Source organism: Stenotrophomonas sp. YJH_SMC_101-4, assembly GCF_059370395.1.
This window is the reverse complement of sequence record NZ_JCAFTP010000001.1, coordinates 864424-885874: the sequence shown is the minus strand read 5'-3', so window position 1 is coordinate 885874 and position 21451 is coordinate 864424. Positions and strand designations below refer to the sequence as shown.

16 protein-coding genes are annotated in these 21451 nt (G+C 66.2%); 9 read left to right on the top strand and 7 right to left on the bottom strand.

Features of this window, described 5'->3' with window-relative positions; genetic code table 11:
* Positions 1-11: 11 nt before the first annotated feature.
* Complete coding sequence (locus AC5P8D_RS04070) at positions 12-1046, top strand: methionine synthase (RefSeq protein WP_010485652.1); 1035 nt, start codon at positions 12-14, stop codon at positions 1044-1046.
* On the opposite strand, the gene AC5P8D_RS04065 is transcribed toward AC5P8D_RS04070, so the two are convergent.
* The 4 genes from AC5P8D_RS04065 to AC5P8D_RS04050 all read right to left on the bottom strand — a co-directional run bounded on the left by AC5P8D_RS04065 (position 1003) and on the right by AC5P8D_RS04050 (position 4050).
* Positions 1003-1575: a hypothetical protein gene (locus AC5P8D_RS04065; RefSeq protein WP_253900872.1), complete on the bottom strand. Its 573-nt coding sequence runs from the start codon at positions 1573-1575 to the stop codon at positions 1003-1005. The genes AC5P8D_RS04070 and AC5P8D_RS04065 overlap by 44 nt on opposite strands.
* Positions 1576-1653: 78 nt before the next feature.
* The gene (locus tag AC5P8D_RS04060; protein WP_171954321.1) at positions 1654-2469 is read right to left on the bottom strand and encodes a S1 family peptidase; all 816 of its coding nucleotides are present in this window, start codon (positions 2467-2469) and stop codon (positions 1654-1656) included.
* Between the two features lie 134 nt (positions 2470-2603).
* Entirely contained in the window at positions 2604-2915 is a 312-nt protein-coding gene (locus tag AC5P8D_RS04055) for an excalibur calcium-binding domain-containing protein (RefSeq protein ID WP_100050059.1), read from the bottom strand.
* 130 nt (positions 2916-3045) lie between these two features.
* Positions 3046-4050, bottom strand: a complete 1005-nt coding sequence (locus AC5P8D_RS04050) for an extracellular catalytic domain type 1 short-chain-length polyhydroxyalkanoate depolymerase (protein ID WP_414614287.1) — start codon at positions 4048-4050, stop codon at positions 3046-3048.
* A gap of 221 nt (positions 4051-4271) precedes the next feature.
* Here AC5P8D_RS04050 and AC5P8D_RS04045 point away from each other — a divergent pair, with 221 nt between their 5' ends.
* From AC5P8D_RS04045 to AC5P8D_RS04030, 4 genes are read left to right on the top strand one after another with little or no spacing between them, the layout of a single operon-like run.
* Entirely contained in the window at positions 4272-6446 is a 2175-nt protein-coding gene (locus AC5P8D_RS04045; RefSeq protein ID WP_164191354.1) for a TonB-dependent receptor domain-containing protein, read from the top strand.
* Positions 6447-6478: 32 nt separating this feature from the next.
* Positions 6479-7357 carry an alpha/beta fold hydrolase gene (locus tag AC5P8D_RS04040; protein WP_495203096.1) on the top strand — a complete coding sequence of 293 codons (879 nt, stop codon included), beginning with the start codon at positions 6479-6481 and terminating at the stop codon, positions 7355-7357.
* Positions 7354-7830: a MaoC family dehydratase gene (locus tag AC5P8D_RS04035; protein WP_049409684.1), complete on the top strand. Its 477-nt coding sequence runs from the start codon at positions 7354-7356 to the stop codon at positions 7828-7830. The genes AC5P8D_RS04040 and AC5P8D_RS04035 overlap by 4 nt, the downstream gene beginning before the upstream one ends.
* Positions 7831-7866: 36 nt before the next feature.
* Entirely contained in the window at positions 7867-11196 is a 3330-nt protein-coding gene (locus AC5P8D_RS04030) for a hybrid sensor histidine kinase/response regulator (protein WP_126561214.1), read from the top strand.
* A 4-nt stretch (positions 11197-11200) separates the two neighbouring features.
* Here AC5P8D_RS04030 and AC5P8D_RS04025 read toward each other — a convergent pair whose 3' ends face one another.
* On the bottom strand, positions 11201-11875 hold the full coding sequence (locus AC5P8D_RS04025; RefSeq protein ID WP_329840882.1) for a response regulator transcription factor: 675 nt from the start codon (positions 11873-11875) through the stop codon (positions 11201-11203).
* A 129-nt stretch (positions 11876-12004) separates the two neighbouring features.
* Between AC5P8D_RS04025 and AC5P8D_RS04020 the strand changes: the two genes are divergently transcribed.
* Positions 12005-13651 (top strand): fatty acid--CoA ligase, encoded by a 1647-nt coding sequence (locus AC5P8D_RS04020; protein WP_329840881.1) that lies wholly within the window; start codon positions 12005-12007, stop codon positions 13649-13651.
* Positions 13652-13670: 19 nt separating this feature from the next.
* Here AC5P8D_RS04020 and AC5P8D_RS04015 read toward each other — a convergent pair whose 3' ends face one another.
* Both AC5P8D_RS04015 and AC5P8D_RS04010 read right to left on the bottom strand, forming a co-directional pair.
* Positions 13671-14270 (bottom strand): NADPH-dependent FMN reductase, encoded by a 600-nt coding sequence (locus tag AC5P8D_RS04015; RefSeq protein ID WP_197576458.1) that lies wholly within the window; start codon positions 14268-14270, stop codon positions 13671-13673.
* A 137-nt stretch (positions 14271-14407) separates the two neighbouring features.
* A complete protein-coding gene (locus tag AC5P8D_RS04010; RefSeq protein ID WP_414614291.1) occupies positions 14408-16057 on the bottom strand; it encodes an ABC transporter ATP-binding protein in 1650 nt (549 codons plus the stop codon).
* Positions 16058-16230: 173 nt separating this feature from the next.
* Here AC5P8D_RS04010 and AC5P8D_RS04005 point away from each other — a divergent pair, with 173 nt between their 5' ends.
* The 3 genes from AC5P8D_RS04005 to AC5P8D_RS03995 are packed head-to-tail and all read left to right on the top strand — an operon-like array spanning position 16231 to position 21444.
* Complete coding sequence (locus tag AC5P8D_RS04005; protein ID WP_414614292.1) at positions 16231-18615, top strand: TonB-dependent receptor plug domain-containing protein; 2385 nt, start codon at positions 16231-16233, stop codon at positions 18613-18615.
* Positions 18616-18625: 10 nt separating this feature from the next.
* Positions 18626-20089: a DUF3526 domain-containing protein gene (locus tag AC5P8D_RS04000; RefSeq protein WP_495203095.1), complete on the top strand. Its 1464-nt coding sequence runs from the start codon at positions 18626-18628 to the stop codon at positions 20087-20089.
* Complete coding sequence (locus AC5P8D_RS03995) at positions 20086-21444, top strand: ABC transporter permease subunit (protein WP_071305241.1); 1359 nt, start codon at positions 20086-20088, stop codon at positions 21442-21444. Before AC5P8D_RS04000 ends, AC5P8D_RS03995 begins: the two co-directional genes overlap by 4 nt.
* The last annotated feature ends 7 nt before the right edge of the window (positions 21445-21451 follow it).

The following is a 21451-nucleotide window of genomic DNA, read 5'->3' as shown; positions in this document are numbered from 1 at the left end:
AACAAGACGCAATGTCGACGAAGAAACTGCTCCCTACCTCCACCGCCGGCAGCCTGCCCAAGCCGTCCTGGCTGGCAGAACCCGAAAAGCTCTGGTCGCCCTGGAAGCTGCAGGACAAAGGCCTGACTGAAGGCAAGCAGGATGCCCTGCGCCTGTCCCTGCAGGAACAGCAGCATGCCGGCATCGATATCGTCAGCGACGGCGAGCAGACCCGGCAGCACTTCGTCACCACCTTCATCGAACACCTCAGCGGCGTTGATTTCGAGAAGCGCGAGACCGTGCGCATCCGCAACCGCTACGATGCCAGCGTGCCGACCGTGGTCGGCGCAGTGAGCCGTCCGAAGCCGGTGTTCGTGGAGGATGCGAAGTTCCTGCGCCGGCAGACCACGCAGCCGATCAAGTGGGCACTGCCTGGCCCGATGACGATGATCGACACGCTGTACGACGCGCACTACAAGAGCCGTGAGAAGCTGGCCTGGGAATTCGCGAAGATCCTCAACGAGGAAGCAAAGGAGCTGGAAGCCGCTGGCGTGGACATCATCCAGTTCGACGAGCCGGCCTTCAACGTGTTCTTCGACGAAGTGAACGACTGGGGCGTAGCCGCGCTGGAGCGTGCGATCGAAGGACTGAAGTGCGAGACCGCCGTGCACATCTGCTACGGCTACGGCATCAAGGCCAACACCGACTGGAAGCAGACGCTGGGATCGGAATGGCGGCAGTATGAAGAGTCGTTCCCCAAGCTGCAGACCTCCAACCTCGACATCATCTCGCTGGAATGCCACAACTCGCACGTACCGATCGACCTGATCGAGCTGGTGCGTGGCAAGAAAGTGATGGTGGGCGCCATCGACGTGGCTTCCAGCACGGTGGAGACCGCCGATGAAGTAGCCAACACCCTGCGCAAGGCCCTGCAGTTCGTGGATGCCGACAAGCTTTACCCGAGCACCAACTGCGGCATGGCGCCGCTGGCCCGTGAAGTGGCACGGGGCAAGCTGCGTGCGCTCAGCGAAGGGGCCCGGATCGTGCGTGAGGAGCTTTCGGTGTAGCCCTGGCTGGAGATGTGTTCCCGTTTCGGCGCGGGGAGGATGGAATCTGGCCGGGTACAGACCAGGCTCCACCTCGTCCCTGCACCTCGGGCCTGGCGGCCATCATGCGCGGCCGTGGTGTCAGCGCTTCCTTGATCCTCCCCATCTCCCCTGCCCCGGCTTCAGCCAGGCGCCGGGCCTGCTGCCGCTGCTCCCGCGTCAGCACCTGCGAGGGCACGGCGCCCGCGCCGGGCGCAACAGCCACCAACCGCGCCACCGCATCGCGCAGAGGCAACTGCGGGCAGAGCCGTGCAGCACACCAGCGCTCGGCGTAGCGCTTGGCCTGACGGGCGCTGGCGGCGGACACGACCTTGGCCTGTGACATCTTGCGTGCGTCCAGATACAGGCGGAACCCGAGCACGGCATGCGGCACGATACTGGCCACCGAACGGCCGTTCCACCACAGATCCCAGCGCTCGCCGCTCTGCACCCACCCGGATGGCCGGGAGGCGGTCATGCACGCAGGGAATTTGAACGAAGAAGAGGCCATGGCGGGAAGGATACGAACACCCGTCGCATGACTTGAGACCGGGCGAACACCTGCGCGGAAGGCTGCCCGGATGCACCATTACCGTGACGCGTCACGCACGATGATGCTTTCGATCCAGTTGAGGTAGCGGGACACGCGGACGTTGTAAACCACCTGGCCATAGAAGCCCGCCTCTAGCGCATGCTCGGGAACGGCGGTGATCCAGGAGCCGAGGCCCACCAGCTGCCAGGTCCCTTCCTTACTGATCAGCAGCGGGCCGCCGCTGTCGCCGTTGCCGAGCACGCCCTCAAGGGGAAGGCCCTGCGGAGGTGGATCGAACCGGTACCAGAGATAGCGCGTGTTGCCGCCGGTGATCGCGTTGCAGGCTCGCCGCAGCGTCGTACGATGCGACCCGCCGGGCGCCAGCCCCACGGCACCGTTGCCGGTGGCGCCTTTCCCTATCAGGGAGGCGACCTGCGTGACCTCGTCGGCGCCACGGTAGAGTGCGACCGGCGGCACACCGCTCACCGGGGCGGCAAGTCTGATCAGTGCAATGTCGTCCGACGCTGCCAGAAACGCATGGATTTTCGATGCGCTCCCGGTTGCCATCGCTTCCTTGCCCAGCGCCTCGGGCATCCTCCGGTAGCCGGGGTGCAGGAAGACACGCTCGACGCCGTAGCCCTTCCCATCGATGGTGATCGTGGCATCCATCCCCTCCATCGGCGCGGCATGCGCGGCAGTCAGCACCCACTGCGGTGCGATCAGGACGCCGTGCCCCTCGCCCGGCATGTCTGCCAGTGCCGGGAACACCGATGCGTCGATCCGGTACCTGGCATCGTCAACATCATCGCGGATGACCACGGCACCGGCGGCGAACGGGAGCGTGGCCAATGCCAGGAAAATCCAGCGCTTCATGATTGCTTTCATCCTTGCAGTTCAATCACAACAGCCTAGGGGATATCCCTGCAATACGGGGAGATCGTGCGACCACTCCCGGCGATGGCCGACGAACCCGGGGAAACGGGAGTTGAAGCCAGGTGGGCCATGCCCTACCTGCGGCCCCGATAGGGTTCGCAGCCCACGCCGTCATTGTCACGATCGAGGTGCGGGCCATACCCCGGATCACCACGCCGTACCGGCGCAACCCCGGCGGCGCGGGCCTCCGCGCAGTTGGCAAATGCCCGGGAACCGCGCGCGGGGGCAGGGGCGAAACTGCTGCGCGGAGTGTCGACGTATCGAGGGGCGGCTGGAGCGCCTCGATGGCAGTGATACTCACCCGTTTTCCGGTTGGTGTGGCAACCCTGCTTGTCGAGCCCGCCCGGATGCGCGAGCACATTGGCGGACAGTGCCAGTGCGAGCATGCCGGATGCAGCCAATACGATGGAATCTCGGCGCCGGGTATCCATGCCTTCCCCCTGTCAGGCAATCCTGCCAAAGGGAAGGCTAGCATGGTGTCTCGACCGCCAGGCTTGACGCTGCAGCGGCGACCACTCAGCGCTGGTAGTCCTTCAGGAACAGCCAGGTGATCAGCGTGGCATCCGGCCCCTTCGGGTCGGTGAATGGCAGGCCCGACTGGCTGCCGCTCCAGGCATGTCCCATGCCCTGCACCACATAGTGCTGGACCAGCGTCCTGCCGCCGTACGCGTAGGTGTCGACGGTATACGCGCGGCCGCCCGGCACCTGGCCGTGATAGGTGCTGGTCGGCACGCACTTCACCGAATCGTTGTCCATGCCGTCGTCGGCCAGGTCATTGGTCTGCAGGAACTGGCGCACGGCCTGCTGCCCGTTCGCCGGGTTGACGGTGAGGTCGGCGCTGCCATGGAACACCAGCACCGGCAGCGGTCGCGGCGACGGCGAACCCGAACACTGCCATGCCAGGCGACCGTTGCTGTCCGGCGAGTAGATGCTGCCGGCCAACAGTGCGTAGGCGCTGCCGGAAATCGTGGTCGCGCCCTTGAACATGCCACCGGAATGGATGGCACCTGCGGCGAACACGTCCGAATAGCAGCCCAGCATGATCGAGGTCATCGCGCCGCCCGCCGAAATGCCGGTGACGTACACGCGATGCGGATCAACGCTGTAAGCCGCCTTCACTTTGTCCACGATGCCGGCCAGGAGCGAGGGCTCGCCACTGTCGCGTGCCTGGTTGATCGGCAGCTGCCAGTTCCAGCAGCGGGCCGGATTGGAGGTGACGTTCTGCCGCGGGTAGACCACGATGAAGCCTTCGGTGTCGGCCACATCGTTGAAGCCCGAGGCCTCGCCCATCAGGTTCGGCCCGGTCACGCAGCCGTGCAGGACCAGCAGCAGGGGCAGCGGTTGTGTGTCGTCGTAGCCGGCGGGCACCCACACCTGGTATTCGCGGGCGCCGAACAGATTGCCGTACAGGCCAATGTCCCAATGCCCGGCCGGGCCTGCGGCAACGGCGCTGCCCGCTATCGCCAGCCAACTGCACAGCATCAGCAGTACAACCTTGATCGAATCGATTCCGGATTTCATGGCCAGATCCTCATGCGTGAGTCGTGGATGAAGGGGTACCGGGATGCGCTTCCGGCTGGGGGCGCGCCCAGTATCCGCATCCGGCGGCCGCTGCCGACTGGACCTAGGTCCACTCGCCGCTGCCCGATGACACCGCTAGCCTTGGCTGCAGGGGTGGCAATGGGCCATCTGCAAGCACCTGCCTGGGGGAGGACCGAATGAAACGGAATTGTTTGAGTCTCATGATCGGCGCGCTGCTGGCCTCCGGGCCGGTACTGGCACAGGAAGCGCCCCAGGCCACGCCGACGGTGGGCAGGACTGCATCACCCACCAATCTGGACAGCATCAAGGTCACCGCACGCAAGCGCGAGGAAACCCTGCAGGAGGTGCCGGTTGCCGTCACTGCGTTTACCTCCGAGGCGCTGGACAAGATGAATGTCCAGGACATCAGCGACCTGGATGCGCAGGTGCCCAACCTGACCATCTACGCTGCCCGCGGCGCCAGCAGCACGGTCACCGCCTACATCCGTGGCATCGGCCAGTCCGATCCCACCTGGGGCGCCGATCCGGGCGTGGGCATCTACCTGGACGACGTCTATATCGCGCGTCCGCAGGGTGCGCTGCTGGATGTGTTCGATGTCTCGCGCATCGAGGTGCTGCGCGGCCCGCAGGGCACGCTGTATGGCAAGAACACCATCGGCGGCGCGATCAAGTACATCTCGCGCGGCCTGCCCACCCAGACCGAGGGCTTCGCCCAGATCACCGTGGGCAACTACAGCCAGCTGGATGCGAAGGCGGCCATCGGTGGCCCGATCGGCGGTGCCGACAGCGGCCTGCGCGCCCGTGTGGCGGTGGCCAGCATGAACCACGACGGGTTTGGCGAGAACACCTTCAACGGCCAGCCGGTCAGCGACAAGCAGATCAACGCGGCACGCCTGAATCTGGGCGCGTATGCGGGCGATGACTTCGACGTGCAGTTCGCACTGGACTGGATCGACGATCAGTCCGGCATGCGCGGCTCGAAGATGCTGGCGCCCAATCCGTTCCTGCGCGCCTACCCGCCGATGGACAGTCGCTATGACATCCGCTCGGGCATGCGCAACCTCAACAACGTGGAGAGCAAGGGCGCCTCGGCCACGGTGAACTGGCGGCCGAACGAAGACATCGCACTGAAGTACGTGATCGCCAAGCGTGAATCGGACAGCGAGGCCAACATCGACTTCGATACCGCGCCGGTCAAGCTCGCCGACGTGGGTGGCACCTACCACGACGACCAGGTCAGCAACGAAGTGCAGGTGAACTACGATGCCGGCGGCCGGATGCGCGGCGTGGTCGGCCTGTACCAGTTCAGCGGCGAAGCTGGCGGGCAGATCCAGAACAACTACTTCAGTGCGCAGTTCGCCGACAACCAGGGCAAGGTGCTGACCGACAGCATCGCGCTGTACGCGGACTGGACCTTCGACCTGACCAGCAGACTGAAGCTCGATGTCGGCGCCCGCTACACCGACGAGGACAAGCGCGCGATCGTGCTGAACCGCCTCTACGCCGACCCGGGCTTCAGCCGGCCGGTGGCGGTGACCGCCGATTTCGACAAGAAGACCAACTTCAAGAACGTCTCGCCCAAGGTCTCGCTGGACTACCAGATCACCCCGGACATCATGGTCTATGGCCTGGCGACGCGTGGCTTCAAGTCCGGTGGCTACAACATCCGTGCCAACGCGGCGGCGGTACCGCGCTCGGCGGAGCCGTTCGATGACGAGACCGTGGACAGCTACGAAGTCGGCAGCAAGATGGCCTTCCTCGACCAGCGCCTGTTCCTGAACCTGTCGGCGTTCTACAACAAGTACAAGGACATCCAGCTGTCGGTGTTCACCGGTCTGGATACCAACGGCGATGGCATCGACGATTCCTTCTTCGGCGACTTCACCAACGCCGGCGCCGGTACCGTCAAAGGCCTGGAAGTCGAGTATCAGTACCTGCCCAGCCAGCACTGGCTGATTTCCGGCAACCTGGCATGGCTGGATACCAAGTACGACGAGTACATGGACCGCGGCATCAACGTGGCCAGGCAGATGAAGTTCACCAATGCCCCGGAATTCTCTGGTGCGTTCAACGTGGAATACCGCACCGACCTGGCCAACGGCAGCAACCTGTCGGCACGGGTGAGCTACAGTTACCAGAGCGAAGTGTGGCCGACCACCGACCTCAGCCCGGTGATCCGACAGCAGGGTTACGGGCTGGTCAATGCCGGCGTCATCTGGCGCTTGGATGACGCGTGGACCTTCTCGCTGCAGGGCACCAACCTGGCCGACAAGGAATACCGCACCACCGGCTACAACATCCCGGCGGTCGGCACGCTGATTGGCTTCTATGGCCCACCACGCGAATATAGCCTCAGCGTCCGTTACGATTTCTAGCGCATCCGTTACGATCTTCAGGAAGCTTCTGCATGACGCAGTCTTACGACGACCTGTACTGGAACAGCAATGATGGATTGCGCCTGCATGCGCGCGACCATGCACCCGATGCAGGGCAGGCAGCGCGTGGCACAGTGGTCTGCATTCCAGGACTGACCCGCAATGGCGCCGATTTCGATGCGCTTGCCGATGTACTCACCGCCGAGGGCTGGCGCGTGATCGCGGTCGACCTGCGTGGTCGTGCAGGCTCGGAACGCGCATATGACCCGTCCAGCTACAACTCGCGTGCCTATGCGGATGACATGGTTGCGTTGCTGCGCTCGCAGAACATCGACAAGGCGGTGTTCATCGGCACCTCGCTGGGCGTGCTGGTGACCATCACCCTCGCCTCGCGCGCGCCCGGGCGGATTTCCGGGGCGGTGCTCAACGATGCCGGCCCCAAGGTGCCACGCGAGGCGCTGGCACGGATCGGCAAGTACGCCGGCAAGCCGGTCCCTCCGATGGACCTGGTGCAGGCCACGGCCTACGTGGAATCCATCGGCAAGGCTGCGTTCCCGCGCTTCAGCACCGACGACTGGCGGCAGATGGCGGTGCGCACCTTCCGCCCGCGCAGCGATGGCCTGCTGGAACTGGACTACGACCCGGCAGTGATCCGTACTACCCGGCCATGGTTGCTGTGGCTGTTGCGTCCGCTGCTGTGGCGTGCGGTCCGCGGGCTGACCGCACGGGTGCCGGTGCTGGTGGTACGTGGTGCGCTGTCCGACATTCTGCCGGCCGATGTCGCGCGGCAGATGGCGGCCACCTCGGAAAGTGCCCGCCTGGTGGAGGTGCCCGATGTGGGGCACGCGCCGATGCTGTCCGAGCCAGAGGCGCGTGACGCGATCCTGACCTTGCTGGAGCGTGTGGCGTGAGTGCGGACAGCGACCTGCCTCCCGCCCTGCAGGCGTTGCAGCAGTGGGCAGCCAGCGAGCGGCTGAGTGGCGTGACCCGCGTGGACCAGACGCGTATCGATGCCTTTGCCGACGCCACCGGCGACCACAACTGGATCCATGTCGATCCAGCGCGGGTGCAGGCCCAGATGCCGGGTGGGCAGACCATCGCACACGGCTTCCTGCTGCTCTCGCTGACGGTGGAGGACGATGTGGCCGCCCTCGCTGGCTTCCCCGGCATCGCCCACGTGCTCAACTACGGCTTGAACAAGGTCCGCTTCCTGGCGCCGGTGCCGAGCGGGTCCGAGGTGCGGGTACGCTCGCAGCTGGTGTCACTGGACGCGCGGCAGCCCGGCCAATGGCTGCTGACCCAGCGCAAGGCCGTCGAGCGGGTTGCTGATGGCGAGCTGGCACTGGTCGCTGAGCAGCTGTCACTGATCGTGATCGCCTCCTAGCACCACCCTCCCCGCTTCTCTCCCTACACTGGAGCGATGTTGACGCCCTCCATCGTCCTCTTCGCCTGCATTGCATGGACCGCACTGCTGTTTGGCGTGGCGCTGTGGGGCGAGCGCCGGGGGCACCGGCTTTCGAGGGCATGGCCGCTCATCTATGCACTGTCGCTGGCCGTGCACTGCACCGCGTGGACCTACTACGGCGCGGCCTCGCAGGGGCTGCAATGGGGCTTTCCGATTCCACCGACCCTGGCCGGGATGGCGCTGATCTTCGCCTTGGGCCTGCCGTTCCTGCTCCGCCTGGGGCGGCTGGCCAAACAGCACAACAGTGCCACCATCGCCGATCTGGTCGTTGCACGACTGCGTGCCGATCGTGGTCTTGGCTTCACCATCACCCTGGTGGCGCTGTTCGGCATCATTCCCTACATCGCACTGCAGCTGAAAGCCGTCAGCCAGGGGCTGGGCGCCCTGCTCGGTGATCGGTTCGCGCCTGCCGGTGCGCAGCTGGACATGTCGTTCTGGTTCGCGCTGACGATGGCTGCGTTCACCCTGCTGTTCGGTGCACGCAAGGCCTCGGCCACCGAGCCCAACCGCGGCATCGTGGTCGCGCTGGGCCTGGAATCGGTGTTGAAACTGGTGGCGCTGTTGGCCATTGGCCTGTATGCGGCGCTGTCCGTGCACACGGCCGGCACACCGCTGCTGGAGAAGATGGTGCAGCTGCCGCCCCCGGCCATCGTGCCGGACTATCTCACCATGGTCGCGCTGGGGGCGATCTCCGCGTTCACCCTGCCTCACCAGTTCCACGTCGGCGTGGTCGAGCTTCGCCAGACATCGGACCTGAAGACGGCACGCTGGATGTTCCCGGTCTACCTGCTGCTGATCGGTCTGCCGTCGGTGCCGATGGCATTGGCCGGTGCTGCGCAGCTGCCGGCCTCGGTATCACCGGACCTGTACGTGCTGGCGCTGCCGCAGGCCGGTGGCCATCATCTGCTGGCGCTGCTGGCCTATCTGGGCAGCCTGAGCGCGGCCACCGGCATGATGATCCTCTCCGGGCTGACCCTGTCGATCATGCTTGGCAACCATGGATTCGGTTCGCGCCTGCTCGGCGGCATCGAGGGTGGCGTGGCCAACGCCGATCTGCGCCCGCGCGTGCTGGCGTTCCGCCGTGCCGGCATCCTCGCCGTGTTCCTGATGTCGTGGCTGTACAGCCGCGCGATGAGCGGCACCGAGGCACTCAGCGATTTCGGCCTGATGTCCTTCACCGCCCTCTCGCAGCTGGCACCGGCTGTGCTGCTGGCGGTGTATCGCCCACGTACGCCCTCCGCGGCCATCATGGCCGGCATCGTGCTGGGCTCGTTGGCCTGGCTGTGGCTGGTACTGCTGCCGATGGTGATCCCGGCCGCGACGCCGTCGGTCGACGCCGACGGGCTGCATTGGTTGTCGGTGGTCTCGCTGCGCGTGCAGCCGGGGCATATCGCCATCAGCATGGGGGCCAGCCTGGCGGTCAACCTGCTGGCCGTGGCCCTGGTGTCGCGGGCCGTGCGTCCGTCCTTGCCGCGGAGGCGGGATGCGGTGGCTGCGGCGTCCCTGCGCAGGACCGCCGGACGCTTCCTTGGCCAGGAGCGTGCGCGCCAGCTGCTGGAGGGCCACGCCGGGCAGATGCTGGATGACGATCGGGTCACCGCCGTCGAGCGTGAGCTGACGGCCGTGGTCGGCGCAGGCATGGCACGGCTGTTGGTCGAAGCCGCACGCGAGGGCGGCGCCGCGCCGCTGGACGCGGTGACCCGCGCCGTCGGCGAGGCCACCCAGGTGCTGCGCTTCAACCAGCGCCTGCTGGAAGCTGCGCTGGAGAACATGAGCCAGGGCATCAGCGTGGTCGATGCGCAGCTGCAGCTGGTGGCCTGGAACAGCCGCTACGCCGCGCTGTTCAAGTTTCCGCCGGAGCTGCTGCAGGTCGGGCAGCCGGTGGTCAACCTCACGGCATGGGCACTGGGACAGCTGAAGATCGGCGACGGCCCTGGCGACACGCCGACCAAGGCATTGCAGCGCCGCGTCGCGCATATGCGCCGTGGCACGCCACACCTGTCCGAACGGATCTTCCCCGATGACACCATCGTCGAGATCCGCGGCAACCCGATGCCGGGCGGTGGCTATGTAGCCACCTTCACCGATGTCACGGCGTTCCGCCGCGCGGAAGATGCGCTCAAGCGCAGTAATGAGAATCTGGAACGCCGGGTACAGGACCGCACCGCGCGGCTGCAGCAGGCGGTACAGGAGGCCGAGCGCGCGAACGCGGCAAAAACGCGCTTCCTGACGGCGGTCGGCCATGATCTCATCCAGCCCCTGCATGCGGCCCAGTTGCTGACCGAGGCGATGTCGCAGCACATCGAGTCCGAGTTCCTCGACAGTTTCCTGCGGCAGATCCGCGGCGCATTGGATTCCACTGATGACCTGCTGTCCGGCCTGCTGGATATCTCGCGACTGGAAGCCGGTGGGCTGGTGGCCGATCCCCGCCCCTTCGCGCTGTCGACCGTGCTGGATCCGCTTGCGCAGGAGTTCGCCGTGCTGGCGGCGGCGCGTGGCCTGCAGTTCCGCCACGTGCGGAGCCAGGCCTGGGTCCAAAGCGACCCGCTGCTGCTGCGCCGGGTGCTGCAGAACTTCCTGGCCAACGCCATTCGTTATACCCGCCATGGCGGTGTCTTGCTGGGTGTGCGCCGCCAGGGGCAGGCACTGATGATCGGCGTGCATGACACCGGCCCCGGCATTGCTTCGGAGCAGCAGGCGGTGGTGTTCGAAGAGTTCCACCGGATCGATCGCAGCAACGGGCAAGGACTGGGCCTGGGCTTGACCATCGCGCACCGCATCGCCGACCTGCTGCATGCACCCTTGCACCTGCGCAGCGTACCCGGGCATGGCTCGGCCTTCTCGATCAGCGTGCAACGCGCAGCACCCGCTGTGACCCCGCGCAGTCCACCACCGACGGGCGGCAGCAGCGCCCTGAAGGGAATTCGTGTACTGGTGGTGGACAACGACCCGGACGCACTGGAGGCGATGCGGCAGCTGCTGCATTCCTGGGGTTGCGATGTGATCGCGGCAGGCAACGCCGATGACATCGGACCCTCAGCGCACGAGGCGGCGCTGTGGCTGTTCGACTATCACCTGGATGATGGCGATACCGGTGTTGCGCTGTGGAAGCGGCTGACGGGCATGCATGGGCCGCGGCCGACGGTGATCCTCAGTGCCGATACCGGCAGCGATACGCGCGAGGCGGTGCGTGGCGTTGGGCTGTCCCTGCTCAACAAGCCGTTCAAGCCGTTGGCGCTGCGCTGGGCGATCAACCACCTGCTGGCGACCACTGCCACGCCCTGACCCATCAGGGCTCGGGAAGCTCTTCGCTCTGCCGGGACGGATCGGCCAGTCCCATTTCGTGCAGCACGCGGATGGCCTGCGCGCGGTTGCGCACGCCCAGCCGCTCCATGATGCGTGTCATGTGCGCCTTGACCGTGCGCAGCTGTACGCCCAGCCGGTCGGCGATCTGCTTGTTGAGCAGGCCCTCGGCCACCAGCCCCAGCACCTTGTACTGATGTGCCGACAGGCTGGACAGGCGTGCGGCCAGGTCGGCATCCCTGCTGAACGGTGCCACCCGCGCCACCGGCTCGCGCAGCAACGCTGGAATCCAGCGCTCACCCTCCAGCACGGACTGCAGCGCGGACTGCAGTTCGTTCAAGCCCGAGCTCTTGGGCAGGTAGCCTGCGGCGCCGAGGTCGATGGCACGCCGGATGACCTGCGGCTCCTCGTTGGCGGAGACGATGATGATCGCCAGGCCCGGCTGCAGGGCACGGATCGTGGCCAATCCGGCCAGCCCGTGGTTGCCGGGCATGTGCAGGTCAAGCAGCATCAGGTCGATCGACTGGTTCTCGATCACCTCCAGCACGCCGTCCAGCGAATCAGCCTCGCTGATCTGCAGATCGGCGACCGCCTCTTCCGCCGCGCGATGCAGTGCCGCACGGAACAAGGGGTGATCATCGGCGATGAGCAGGGTTGGCATGTCCTGGCGAGACTATCAAATCGGGTGCGCGCGGGAACAGGTACCTAGGTACGCTGGTACAGCAGGAAGGGCTTGCTAGTGTGGGGCGGAGAAGGCCGGCGACCGCAACGCCGCCCACGAGGAAATCCCATGTCATCCGCCCCCACTCCCGATCCCCATGCCTATCCACTGCTGATCAAGCAGCTGCTGCTGATGCCGCTGGCGGTGAGCCCTGGACAGGAAATCGTCTACGGCGACCAGGTACGGTTCGATTACCGCACCCTGCACGCGCGCATCGGCCAGCTGGCAGGCCTGCTGACCTCGCTGGGAGTCGGCCACGGCGACACGGTGGCGGTGATGGACTGGGACAGCAACCGCTACCTGGAGGCCTACTTCGCGGTGCCGATGATCGGTGCGGTGCTGATGATGGTGAACGTGCGCCTGGCCCCCGAGCAGATCGCGTACACGTTGAACCACAGCGGCGCGCGGGCGATCCTGGCCAACCGCGAGTTCCTGCCGCTGCTGGACGCCATCGACGAGCAGCTGCCGGACCTGCGCACCCGCATTCTGCTGGACGATGCCGATGGCCCGCCGCCGCCAGGCTTCGCCACCGAGTATGAAACGGGCCTGCGTGATGCCACGCCGGTCGTCCGCTTCCCGGACTTCGACGAGAATGCCCGTGCCACGGTGTTCTACACCACCGGAACCACCGGGTTGCCCAAAGGGGTCTATTTCAGCCACCGGCAGCTGGTGCTGCATTCGCTGGTGGCGATGGCCGCGCTCGGCGGCGCCCCCCGCCAGGGCCGCCTGCACCGTGACGACGTCTACATGCCCATGACCCCGATGTTCCATGTGCACGCGTGGGGCCTGCCCTACGTGGCTACCGCGATGGGCATCAGGCAGGTCTATCCGGGGCGCTACCTGCCTGCGAAGCTGCTGGCGTTGATCGCGCGCGAAAAGGTGACCTTCTCGCACTGTGTGCCAACCATCCTGCACATGCTGCTGGAGCATCCGGACGCGGCGCAGACCGACCTGGAGGGCTGGAAGGTGATCATCGGCGGTGCGGCCCTGCCCCGTGCTCTGGCGCAGCGTGCACTGGCACGGGGCATCGACATCTTCGGCGGCTATGGCATGTCCGAGACCTGCCCTCTGCTCACCATCGCCCAGATCGACGTGGACAGCATGACGGATGCCGACCAGGTGCTGTCATTGCGCACCAAGGCCGGCACTCCGGTGCCGCTGGTGGACCTGCGCATTGTCGACCCGGACATGGGCGATGTCGTCCACGATGGCGTGGCCACCGGCGAAGTGGTGGCGCGTGCACCCTGGCTGACCCAGGGTTACCTGCACGATCCGGACGCTTCGGCAGCGCTGTGGGCGGGCGGCTACCTGCACACCGGCGACATCGGCAACATCGATGCAGGTGGCTACCTGCGCGTCACCGATCGCATCAAGGACGTAATCAAGACCGGTGGCGAATGGATCTCCTCGCTCGCGCTGGAAGACATCATCGCACTGCACCCGGCGGTCAGCGAGGTCGCGGTGATCGGTATCGCCGATGCGAAATGGGGCGAACGGCCGCTGCCACTGGTGGTCAGGCAGCCCGGCCGTGATGTGTCAGAGGCGGAGATCATCGAACTGGTCGCAGCGCGCAGCCGTTCCGGAGACATCTCACGCTATGCGATTCCAGAGCGTGTCAGCTTCGTGGATGCGATCGAGCGGACCAGCGTGGGCAAGATCAACAAGAAAAAACTGCGCGGGCTGCATGATCCGGGCGCTGGCACCGGCGGGCGCTGACGCCCTCTGCCGGCACGGCTCAACCGCGCGATGCCCCGCCCTGCAGCAACTGGACCCAGGCCTGGAATCCCTCCAGGAAGCGCTGCAGGCGCTTGCGCGTCGCCGCGTCGAAATCGTCCGCGTCATTGTTGTAGGCGGCCGCTGCTTCGGCCACATAGAGCTGTGGCGAGGCCATGGTCAATGCCCCCATGGCGGTCAGTGTATGGCGCAGCTGCGACTGTGCCAGTTTGGTGCCCCAGTGACCCGGCGTGGCGCCGATGATCGCCACCGGCTTGGCCGAAAGGACCGTGCGGTATTCGGCATCCTCGCGGGACAGCCAATCGAGCGTGTTCTTGAGTACGCCGGGCAGTGACTGGCTGTACTCCGGCGTGGCGATCAGCACGCCGTCAGCGGCTGCAATGGCCGCGCGCAGGCGCTTGACCCCGGCAGGACCGGCCGGATCGGCGGCTTCCAGGTCTTCGTCGAACAGCGGAATATCGGCAATGGTGTCATGCACGGTCAGCAGCAGGCCCGCAGGCGCGGCGCCTGCCGCGGCCCTGATCAGGCGACGGTTGTAACTGTTGCCACGCAGGCTGCCGGCAAACGCCAGGATGTTCAGCGGTGAAGGGTTGTCGGGCATGCGGGATTCCTGGAATGAGTCGGTGCGGGGTCACGAGCCAGGCGTCGACTGCACAGGTGGCACCGGGAACGGTCGCGCACAGCGTACCCCAGAAGCATCGCGCCCCAGCTGCAGGTGCAGGTGTCCGCCAGGTCCCGTCAGCCCGTGGCCAGCACGATCACCTGGTCGGCTGCGGTCACCACGCTGCGGCGATGGGTGATGGCCACGATCGTGACATCACCGGCAAGCGCGCGGATATGGCCCATGATCTCGCGCTCGGTCGCCTCGTCCAGCGCCGAGCTGGCTTCATCCAGGAACAGGATGGCGGGCTCTCCGTAGAGTGCACGCGCAATGGCGATGCGCTGCCGTTCGCCGCCGGAAAGTTTCAGGCCACGCTCGCCCACGGTGGTTTCAAAGCCTGCGGGCAGCGCGTCGATCAAGGCCAGGATCGACGCCTGGCGGGTCGCGCGGCGCAACCGGGTGTCGTCGCGCGGGCGCCCCAGCAGGATGTTGTCGGCCAGGCTCTCGTTGAGCAGGATGACATCCTGGGGAACGACGGCGACGGCGGCGTGCCACGCGGCACGGTCGATGTCGGCCAGGTCGGTGCCATCCACCAGGATGCGACCGTGCTGGGGCTCGATCGACTTCAGTGCCAGCTTGAACAGCGTCGACTTCCCTGCCCCGGTCTCCCCCATCAGGAAGTTGATGCCGCCGCGCCCGGCGTGGAAGGACGCATCCCGGACGCCGCGTCCATTGCCGTAGCGATGGCTGACATGCTGGAACTCGATCCGGCCGCATTCTCCTTGGAATCGGCCGGCGTTTGCTGCCTGCCGCTCTTCGGGTGCCGCCCACAGGGCCGATAGCGGCGTCAGCAGCGTCCACGAACGGGCAACGTCATCGATCGAGCGCGCGATCATTTCAAAGGGCATGTTGAGCTGCAGCAACAGCAGGTTGAACAGCACGATATCGCCGACGCTCAGGTCACCGCTCTGATAGCGCGGGAGCAGCAGTGCGAAGGTGACGATGAACTCGACCGCCAGGCCGATGCCCAGCAGCGCGATGAAGCCGACCCGCTGCAGCACGTAGGCCCGCCAGCTGTCGCGCACCTCCTGGGCCTTCTGTTCGAAGCGCTGGATCATCCACGCGCTGCCGCCGAACTGCCGCAGCGTCTCCATCGCGTTCATCGCATTGCCGACGAAGCGCGCATTCTGCTGGCCCGCTTCGACCGCCGCCTCACGATGGATCCGTGCTCGCCGCGTAGCGATGGCCGAGAGCGTGACGGCCACAGAACCGTAGCCCAGCACGATCGCCACCATCTGCAGGTTGATCAGCGCACCCAGTGTCAGCAGGGTCAGCAGGATCTGCAGTGCGCTGGGAATGAACACCACCAGGCCAAGCTGCACCACGATCTTCAGGGCGTTGCGGCCCTTCTCCCCGGCCACCTGCAGTTCGACTGCGTTGTAATCCAGGAAGAAGCTGTGTGTCTTCTTCAGCAGCCGCGCGAAGTAGCGGGTGCTGGTGATGAAACCCAGGTTCTCGCCACTGAGGAACGACAGGTACTGCACGGTGTTCTGCAGGATGCTGGCGGCGCCGAGCATCACCGCGTAGAGCAGGAACCATCCCGCCAGTTCACGGATGCCTTCCGTGCTGATGCGGTCGATCAGGCGCGAGAACAGGTACGGCGCTGCCACCGTGGCCAGGCTGGAAAGCACGACGATGGCGGCAATCAACAGCAGCAGCCTGCGGTCCGCCTTCCAGTACGCGGTGAGGATCTCGGTGACCGGCGGCGGCAGCGCGAACATTCTCATCAGCGTCGGTCCGGCATCGGTGCAGTGGCTCCTGTGTGGCGGTGTGCCTGCTGTCGCCCCTCGGCACAGCAAGAGATCGTCGCGCATCTTGAATGATATGATATAACATCGCTATTGAAGGCGCGATGGCTCGTGCCGCAGACCAACATCCGATGAGATCGATGGACCGGGGCATGAACAACGCATCCACCGCCAGGCCGGCGGCATTGGTGGTCGCCAGCCTGGCCGCTGCTCTGCAGCTCAACGCGCCGGCAATGGCGCAGGATGCCAGCGCTCTGGGCAGTACTGCCCAGGGCGACCGGCGATCCGATACCGCCACGCTGGACAAGGTGATGGTCATTGGCAGCAATATCCGCGATGCCATTGGCGGCGGCGCCTCTCCGGTCATCGTGATCGACCGGGAGGCCATTGATCGAACCGGGGTGGCCTCGTTGCAGCAGCTCTTCGAGAAGCTGCCGCAGAACTTCGGCGGTGGTGCCAACGGCGCCAACGTCGGCAACCTCGGCGTCGACCGCGATACCGGCAACAACTTCGGCCAGGGCACCGCCATCAACCTGCGTGGCCTCGGCACGGGCACCACGCTGACGCTGATCAACGGCCACCGCGTGACCTCCTCGAACCGCTACCAATACGTCGACATCTCGCTGATTCCGCTGAGCGCCATCGAGCGCGTGGAGATCCTCACCGATGGCGCCTCTGCCATCTACGGCACCGACGCCGTCGGCGGTGTGGTCAACATCGTCCTGCGCCGCGATTTCACCGGCTATGAGACCTCGCTGCGCTATGGCAGCGTCACCCGCGGCAACATGGACGAGTACCAGGCCTCGCAGTCGGCCGGCTGGTCGTGGGAGGGTGGCCACCTGATGGCCAGCTACGAGTTCCTGAAGCAGGGCAACCTCGCCGCCGTCGACAAGGACTTTTCCCGGAACGTTACGGTCAAGCCCTACGACATCTATCCCGGTTCGAAGCGGCACAGCCTGTATCTGGACGGCGTGCAGGAGCTCAGTGATGTGCTGACGCTCAACCTGACCGGCTCCTTTGCCAAGCGCGAGATGGACACCACCATTTCCGGCACCGCCGACGAGACCCGCCTGTTCCCGCACACGCGGCAGTTCGATGTGTTCGCCGGGCTTACTCTCGAGCTTCCGCGCCAGTGGCAGGCCCGCCTGAATTCCGGATTCGGCAGGAGCGACGTCTCCTACGAGAGAACGACCATCACCGGCAGCTCGGTCAGCACCGCGCCGCCGACGGATACGAACTCCGAATCGCGCTATCTGGAAGTGATCGCCGACGGCGAGCTGTTCAATCTTCCGGCCGGCGGCGTACGCGCGGCATTCGGTGCGGGCTACCGCCGCGATGGCTATGAACTGCTCGACCACCGCGGGCTTGAGAAGCCGCTGGATCTGCAGCGCACGATCCGTTCCGCTTTCGCTGAGCTCAACATTCCGCTGCTGGCAGACATGCCTGGCGTTCGTCGGCTGTCGCTGACTGCGGCCGCACGCTACGACGACTACAGCGATTTTGGTTCCACCCTCAATCCCAAGCTCGGCCTGCTGTGGGAAGCAACGGAAGGACTTTCATTCCGCACCAGCTACGGCCGCTCCTACCGGGCGCCGGTCTACCAGGACATGCAGCTGAACAACACCGTGGTGGTGGCCAAAGTACCCAACCCGAGCGCGGCCAACGGAAGCACGGTGCTGATGATGCTCTCCAACGGCAACCCGGATCTGGGGCCCGAACGTGCCAAGACCTGGACCGGCGGCTTCTCGTTCGCGCCCCCGTCGCTGCCGGGCCTCAAGATCGACGCGAACTACTATCACATCGAGTATGCCGACCGGATCGGCAGCGGTTTCGGCGGCAGTTTCCCGTCGCTGTTCCTGCAGTCCACCGCGCCCTATGCGGACCTGCTGACCGTCAACCCGACGCCGCAGCAGATCCAGCAGGCGCGCCAGCTGGGTGCCTCCGGCCTGGGCCTGTTCGTATCGCGGGTGGGCCCGTATGCCCTGGCACCAGGAACCGATGAAACCAGCAGCGAAGTCATCCTGGACAACCGCTTTCGCAACAACGCGTTCACTTCGCAGCGCGGCGTCGATTTCAATGCCTCCTACGATTTCGACGCTGGCCAGACCCGCATCGCGTTGAACCTTGCCGGCCAGTACATCATCGATTCCAAGCGCCGCGTGACCGCCACCTCGCCCGAGGTGGACGCGGTGAATGCGGTGTACTTCCCGGTCGACCTGAAGGTGCGCGGCGGCCTCGCCATGAGCCACCGGCAGGTTGCCGGCGGGCTGTTCGTGAACTACGTGGACAGCTATCGCGATCCCGCCAACCGCGCCGACCCCCATGTCAGCTCGTGGACGACGGTCGACCTCAATCTCAGGTATGACTTCAGCGGTGCTGCCGGTGCCGGACAGGGCACTTCGCTGGCCTTCAACGTGCAGAACCTGTTCGACCGGAATCCGCCCTTCATCGTCAACAGCATCAACACCGGTTTCGACCCGACCAATGCAACGGCGCTCGGCCGATTCCTGTCCATGACATTGACCCATCGCTGGTAGGGCGCCCGCCATGAGCGATGCCTCCCCCACCTTCTCCAGACCCGCATCCGCCGTGCGCCAGACCCTGGTCGTTGCCGCGACCCAGCTGAAGCTGATGTGGCGCGAGCGGCGCCTGTTGTGGCTCGCGCTGACCCTGCTGCTGCTTGCGGGAGCGTCGGTTGCCACGGGCGCAGCACGGCTGGCGCAGCAGGCCCAGGAGCGCCAGATCGTAGCGGAGCAGGAGGCCGGGCTATGGGACAGCCAGGGCACGATCGACCCGCATGCTGCCGCGCACGTCGGCCGCGCCATTCCCGCGCCGGTGCGGCCGCTGGCGGCGCTCGACCCGGGCATCACGGATTTCGTCGGCACCTCGGTGTTCATCGAAGGCCATGCGCAGAACCCGGCCCGGCACCGACCCGTCGACGCCGGCACCGCGCTCAGCCGGTTCGATGGCTTCTCCGCCGCATGGGCGCTGCAGGTCGTGGCGCCTCTGCTGATCATCCTTGCCGGATTCGCCAGCCTCTCCGGCGATGTCGCCCGCGAAACCCTCCGCCAGGAGCTCGGCAGTGGTGCATCGGCCCACGTCCTGATCGGCGGCCGGCTGATCGCGCTGGCAACGGCATCGCTGCTGCTGGTGCTCGCCCTGCTGGCGGTCAGTGTTCCCGGCATGGCCGGACGCACCCTCGGCACGGCCGACATCATGGCGCTGATTGCGATGTTCGCGGCGTATGCGCTCTATCTCCTGGTGTTCTGCGCCATCACCATCGGCGTCTCGGCGCGCTTCAGCGCAGCACGCACGTCGTTGGTGGTGCTGCTCGGCTTCTGGGTGGTAGCCACCCTGCTCGCGCCGCGGGTGGCCCCCGCACTGGCCGAATCACTGTATCCCACGCCTACTGCCCCCGCGTTCCGGGCGGCGGTCAGCGAGGACGCAGAGCACGGCGCAGATGGCCACGACCCGGCGGACAAGCGGCTGGACGCACTGAAAGCAGAGATGCTGGCACGCTATCAGGTGAAGGACGTGGACGATCTTCCGGTCAACTTCCGCGGCGTGGCGCTGGAGTTCGCCGAAGCCAATTCCACCGAGACCTACAACCGCCACTTCGAACGCATCTACGCTACCTACCAGCGGCAGGCGATCACGCAGCGCGCCTTCGCGGCGCTGTCGCCCACCCTCGCGCTGCAGGCCGCGTCACGGGCACTGGCGCGCACCGACTTCCCTGCACAACTGGCGTTCCTGCGCGGAGTCGAAGACTATCGCTACCGGCTGATCCAGGCACTCAACCTGGAAGTGAAACAGCACAAGGCCGCGAACGGCAGCAAGCATCTGGCCGATATCGCGACCCTTACCCGCTCCGTGGCGTACAGCCCGCAACAACCGCCGCTGGGCCACATCGCCGCGGCACAGTCGGTGAATTTCGCCATCCTGCTGGCCTGGGTGCTGCTGGCCCTGGGGCTGGTGTTCACGTCGGCGCGGCATCTCGGGAGTGCCCCATGAGCAGCCTGTCGATCGCAGGGCATGAGATCCGTCGCCTGCTGCGTGACCGGGCGTTGCCGGTGCTGCTTGGCCTGCTGGTGGTGCTGGCGGCCTATGCAGCATGGAATGGCAGTGCGTGGGTCGGGCAGCGCGAGGCAGCCATCAGCCTGATCAACGCGGAAGAACAGGATGCCAGGGACCGCAGCCGGGGGTTCGTTGGCAAGGCGCCGTCGGTACTGCCCCGCGTCCAGCCGGTGCTCCCTCCCGGCCCGATGGCGGCATTGTCGATTGGACAGGCGGACGCCTACCCCTACACCGCCGATGTGGTTGCGCTGGGTGACCGTACCCAGCTGCTCAGGCATGTGTGGTCCGACATCGGCAATCCTGCCGTGCAGGCCGCTGGCCGATTCGACCTGGCCTTCGTCATTGTGTTTCTGCTGCCCTTGGTCATCCTGGCGACCACCTTCGATCTCTGGTCGCGCGAATGCGAGCGCGGCATCACAGCGTTGGTGTTGTCACAGCCCATAGCGGCAGGACGGCTGATCGCGGTCAAGGCCCTGGCCCGAGGTGCCATCGTGCTGCTGCCTGCGCTGGCGATCATCATTGCCGTTGCCGCTGGCTCGGGCGCAACACGCCCTTCCGGCCTGGCCGTGCTTGCCCTGATCGTGCTCGCCTACGGCAGCTTCTGGCTGGCACTGGCGGTGCTTATCGGCTGCTTCGCCCGGCGCACCACCGAGGCCGCGATCGCCGCTGGCGCACTGTGGCTGCTGATCGTTGTCATGGCCCCATCACTGGTCCTGGCAGCGGTGAACCTGAGGGTTCCACCGCCCTCGCAGATGCAACTGGCGACCGCACTGAAGGCGCAGCTGGCCGACACTGCCCGCCAGCAGCAGCTGCGCCACGCGGCAGCCTCCCCCGCCACGCGTTCGCCAGCACCGCGCATTGCGGACGCCGTGCGCGTGGCCTATGCCGATCTTGTCCAGGCCGATCAGGCCATCGCGCCCTTGATCGCCGCGCACACGGAGGCTGAGGACGCGCGGCGCCAGGCACTCGACCGGGCGCGCCTGCTGCTGCCTTCGGTCGCGGTGCAGGATGCACTGGACCGCCTCGCCGGATCCGACGCCGACCGGGCGCTGGCGTTCCAGCAGCAGGTCCTCGCGTACTGGCACGCACGTCGGCAGCTGCACAAGGACTATCTGGACCGTGACGTGCCACAGACGCTGGCCGAGTACGACGCCCTGCCCCGTTTCGAATTCCAGGACACGGCGGGCGCCCTGCAACGCGGTGTACTGATCGACCTGGCCGCATTGGCCGTCGCCACCCTGCTTCTGCTGATCGCGGCCTGGTCGATGCGGCGTCGGCTGGCCACCCCCTGAGGTACAT

What these genes read in the sequence shown, in the direction of transcription:
- AC5P8D_RS04070 (WP_010485652.1), top strand. Translation starts at nt 12, where the DNA reads ATGTCGACGAAGAAACTGCTCCCTACCTCCACCGCCGGCAGCCTGCCC.
- AC5P8D_RS04065 (WP_253900872.1), bottom strand. Translation starts at nt 1,575, where the DNA reads ATGGCCTCTTCTTCGTTCAAATTCCCTGCGTGCATGACCGCCTCCCGG.
- AC5P8D_RS04060 (WP_171954321.1), bottom strand. Translation starts at nt 2,469, where the DNA reads ATGAAGCGCTGGATTTTCCTGGCATTGGCCACGCTCCCGTTCGCCGCC.
- AC5P8D_RS04055 (WP_100050059.1), bottom strand. Translation starts at nt 2,915, where the DNA reads ATGCTCGCACTGGCACTGTCCGCCAATGTGCTCGCGCATCCGGGCGGG.
- AC5P8D_RS04050 (WP_414614287.1), bottom strand. Translation starts at nt 4,050, where the DNA reads ATGAAATCCGGAATCGATTCGATCAAGGTTGTACTGCTGATGCTGTGC.
- AC5P8D_RS04045 (WP_164191354.1), top strand. Translation starts at nt 4,272, where the DNA reads ATGATCGGCGCGCTGCTGGCCTCCGGGCCGGTACTGGCACAGGAAGCG.
- AC5P8D_RS04040 (WP_495203096.1), top strand. Translation starts at nt 6,479, where the DNA reads ATGACGCAGTCTTACGACGACCTGTACTGGAACAGCAATGATGGATTG.
- AC5P8D_RS04030 (WP_126561214.1), top strand. Translation starts at nt 7,867, where the DNA reads ATGTTGACGCCCTCCATCGTCCTCTTCGCCTGCATTGCATGGACCGCA.
- AC5P8D_RS04025 (WP_329840882.1), bottom strand. Translation starts at nt 11,875, where the DNA reads ATGCCAACCCTGCTCATCGCCGATGATCACCCCTTGTTCCGTGCGGCA.
- AC5P8D_RS04020 (WP_329840881.1), top strand. Translation starts at nt 12,005, where the DNA reads ATGTCATCCGCCCCCACTCCCGATCCCCATGCCTATCCACTGCTGATC.
- AC5P8D_RS04015 (WP_197576458.1), bottom strand. Translation starts at nt 14,270, where the DNA reads ATGCCCGACAACCCTTCACCGCTGAACATCCTGGCGTTTGCCGGCAGC.
- AC5P8D_RS04010 (WP_414614291.1), bottom strand. Translation starts at nt 16,057, where the DNA reads ATGAGAATGTTCGCGCTGCCGCCGCCGGTCACCGAGATCCTCACCGCG.
- AC5P8D_RS04005 (WP_414614292.1), top strand. Translation starts at nt 16,231, where the DNA reads ATGAACAACGCATCCACCGCCAGGCCGGCGGCATTGGTGGTCGCCAGC.
- AC5P8D_RS04000 (WP_495203095.1), top strand. Translation starts at nt 18,626, where the DNA reads ATGAGCGATGCCTCCCCCACCTTCTCCAGACCCGCATCCGCCGTGCGC.
- AC5P8D_RS03995 (WP_071305241.1), top strand. Translation starts at nt 20,086, where the DNA reads ATGAGCAGCCTGTCGATCGCAGGGCATGAGATCCGTCGCCTGCTGCGT.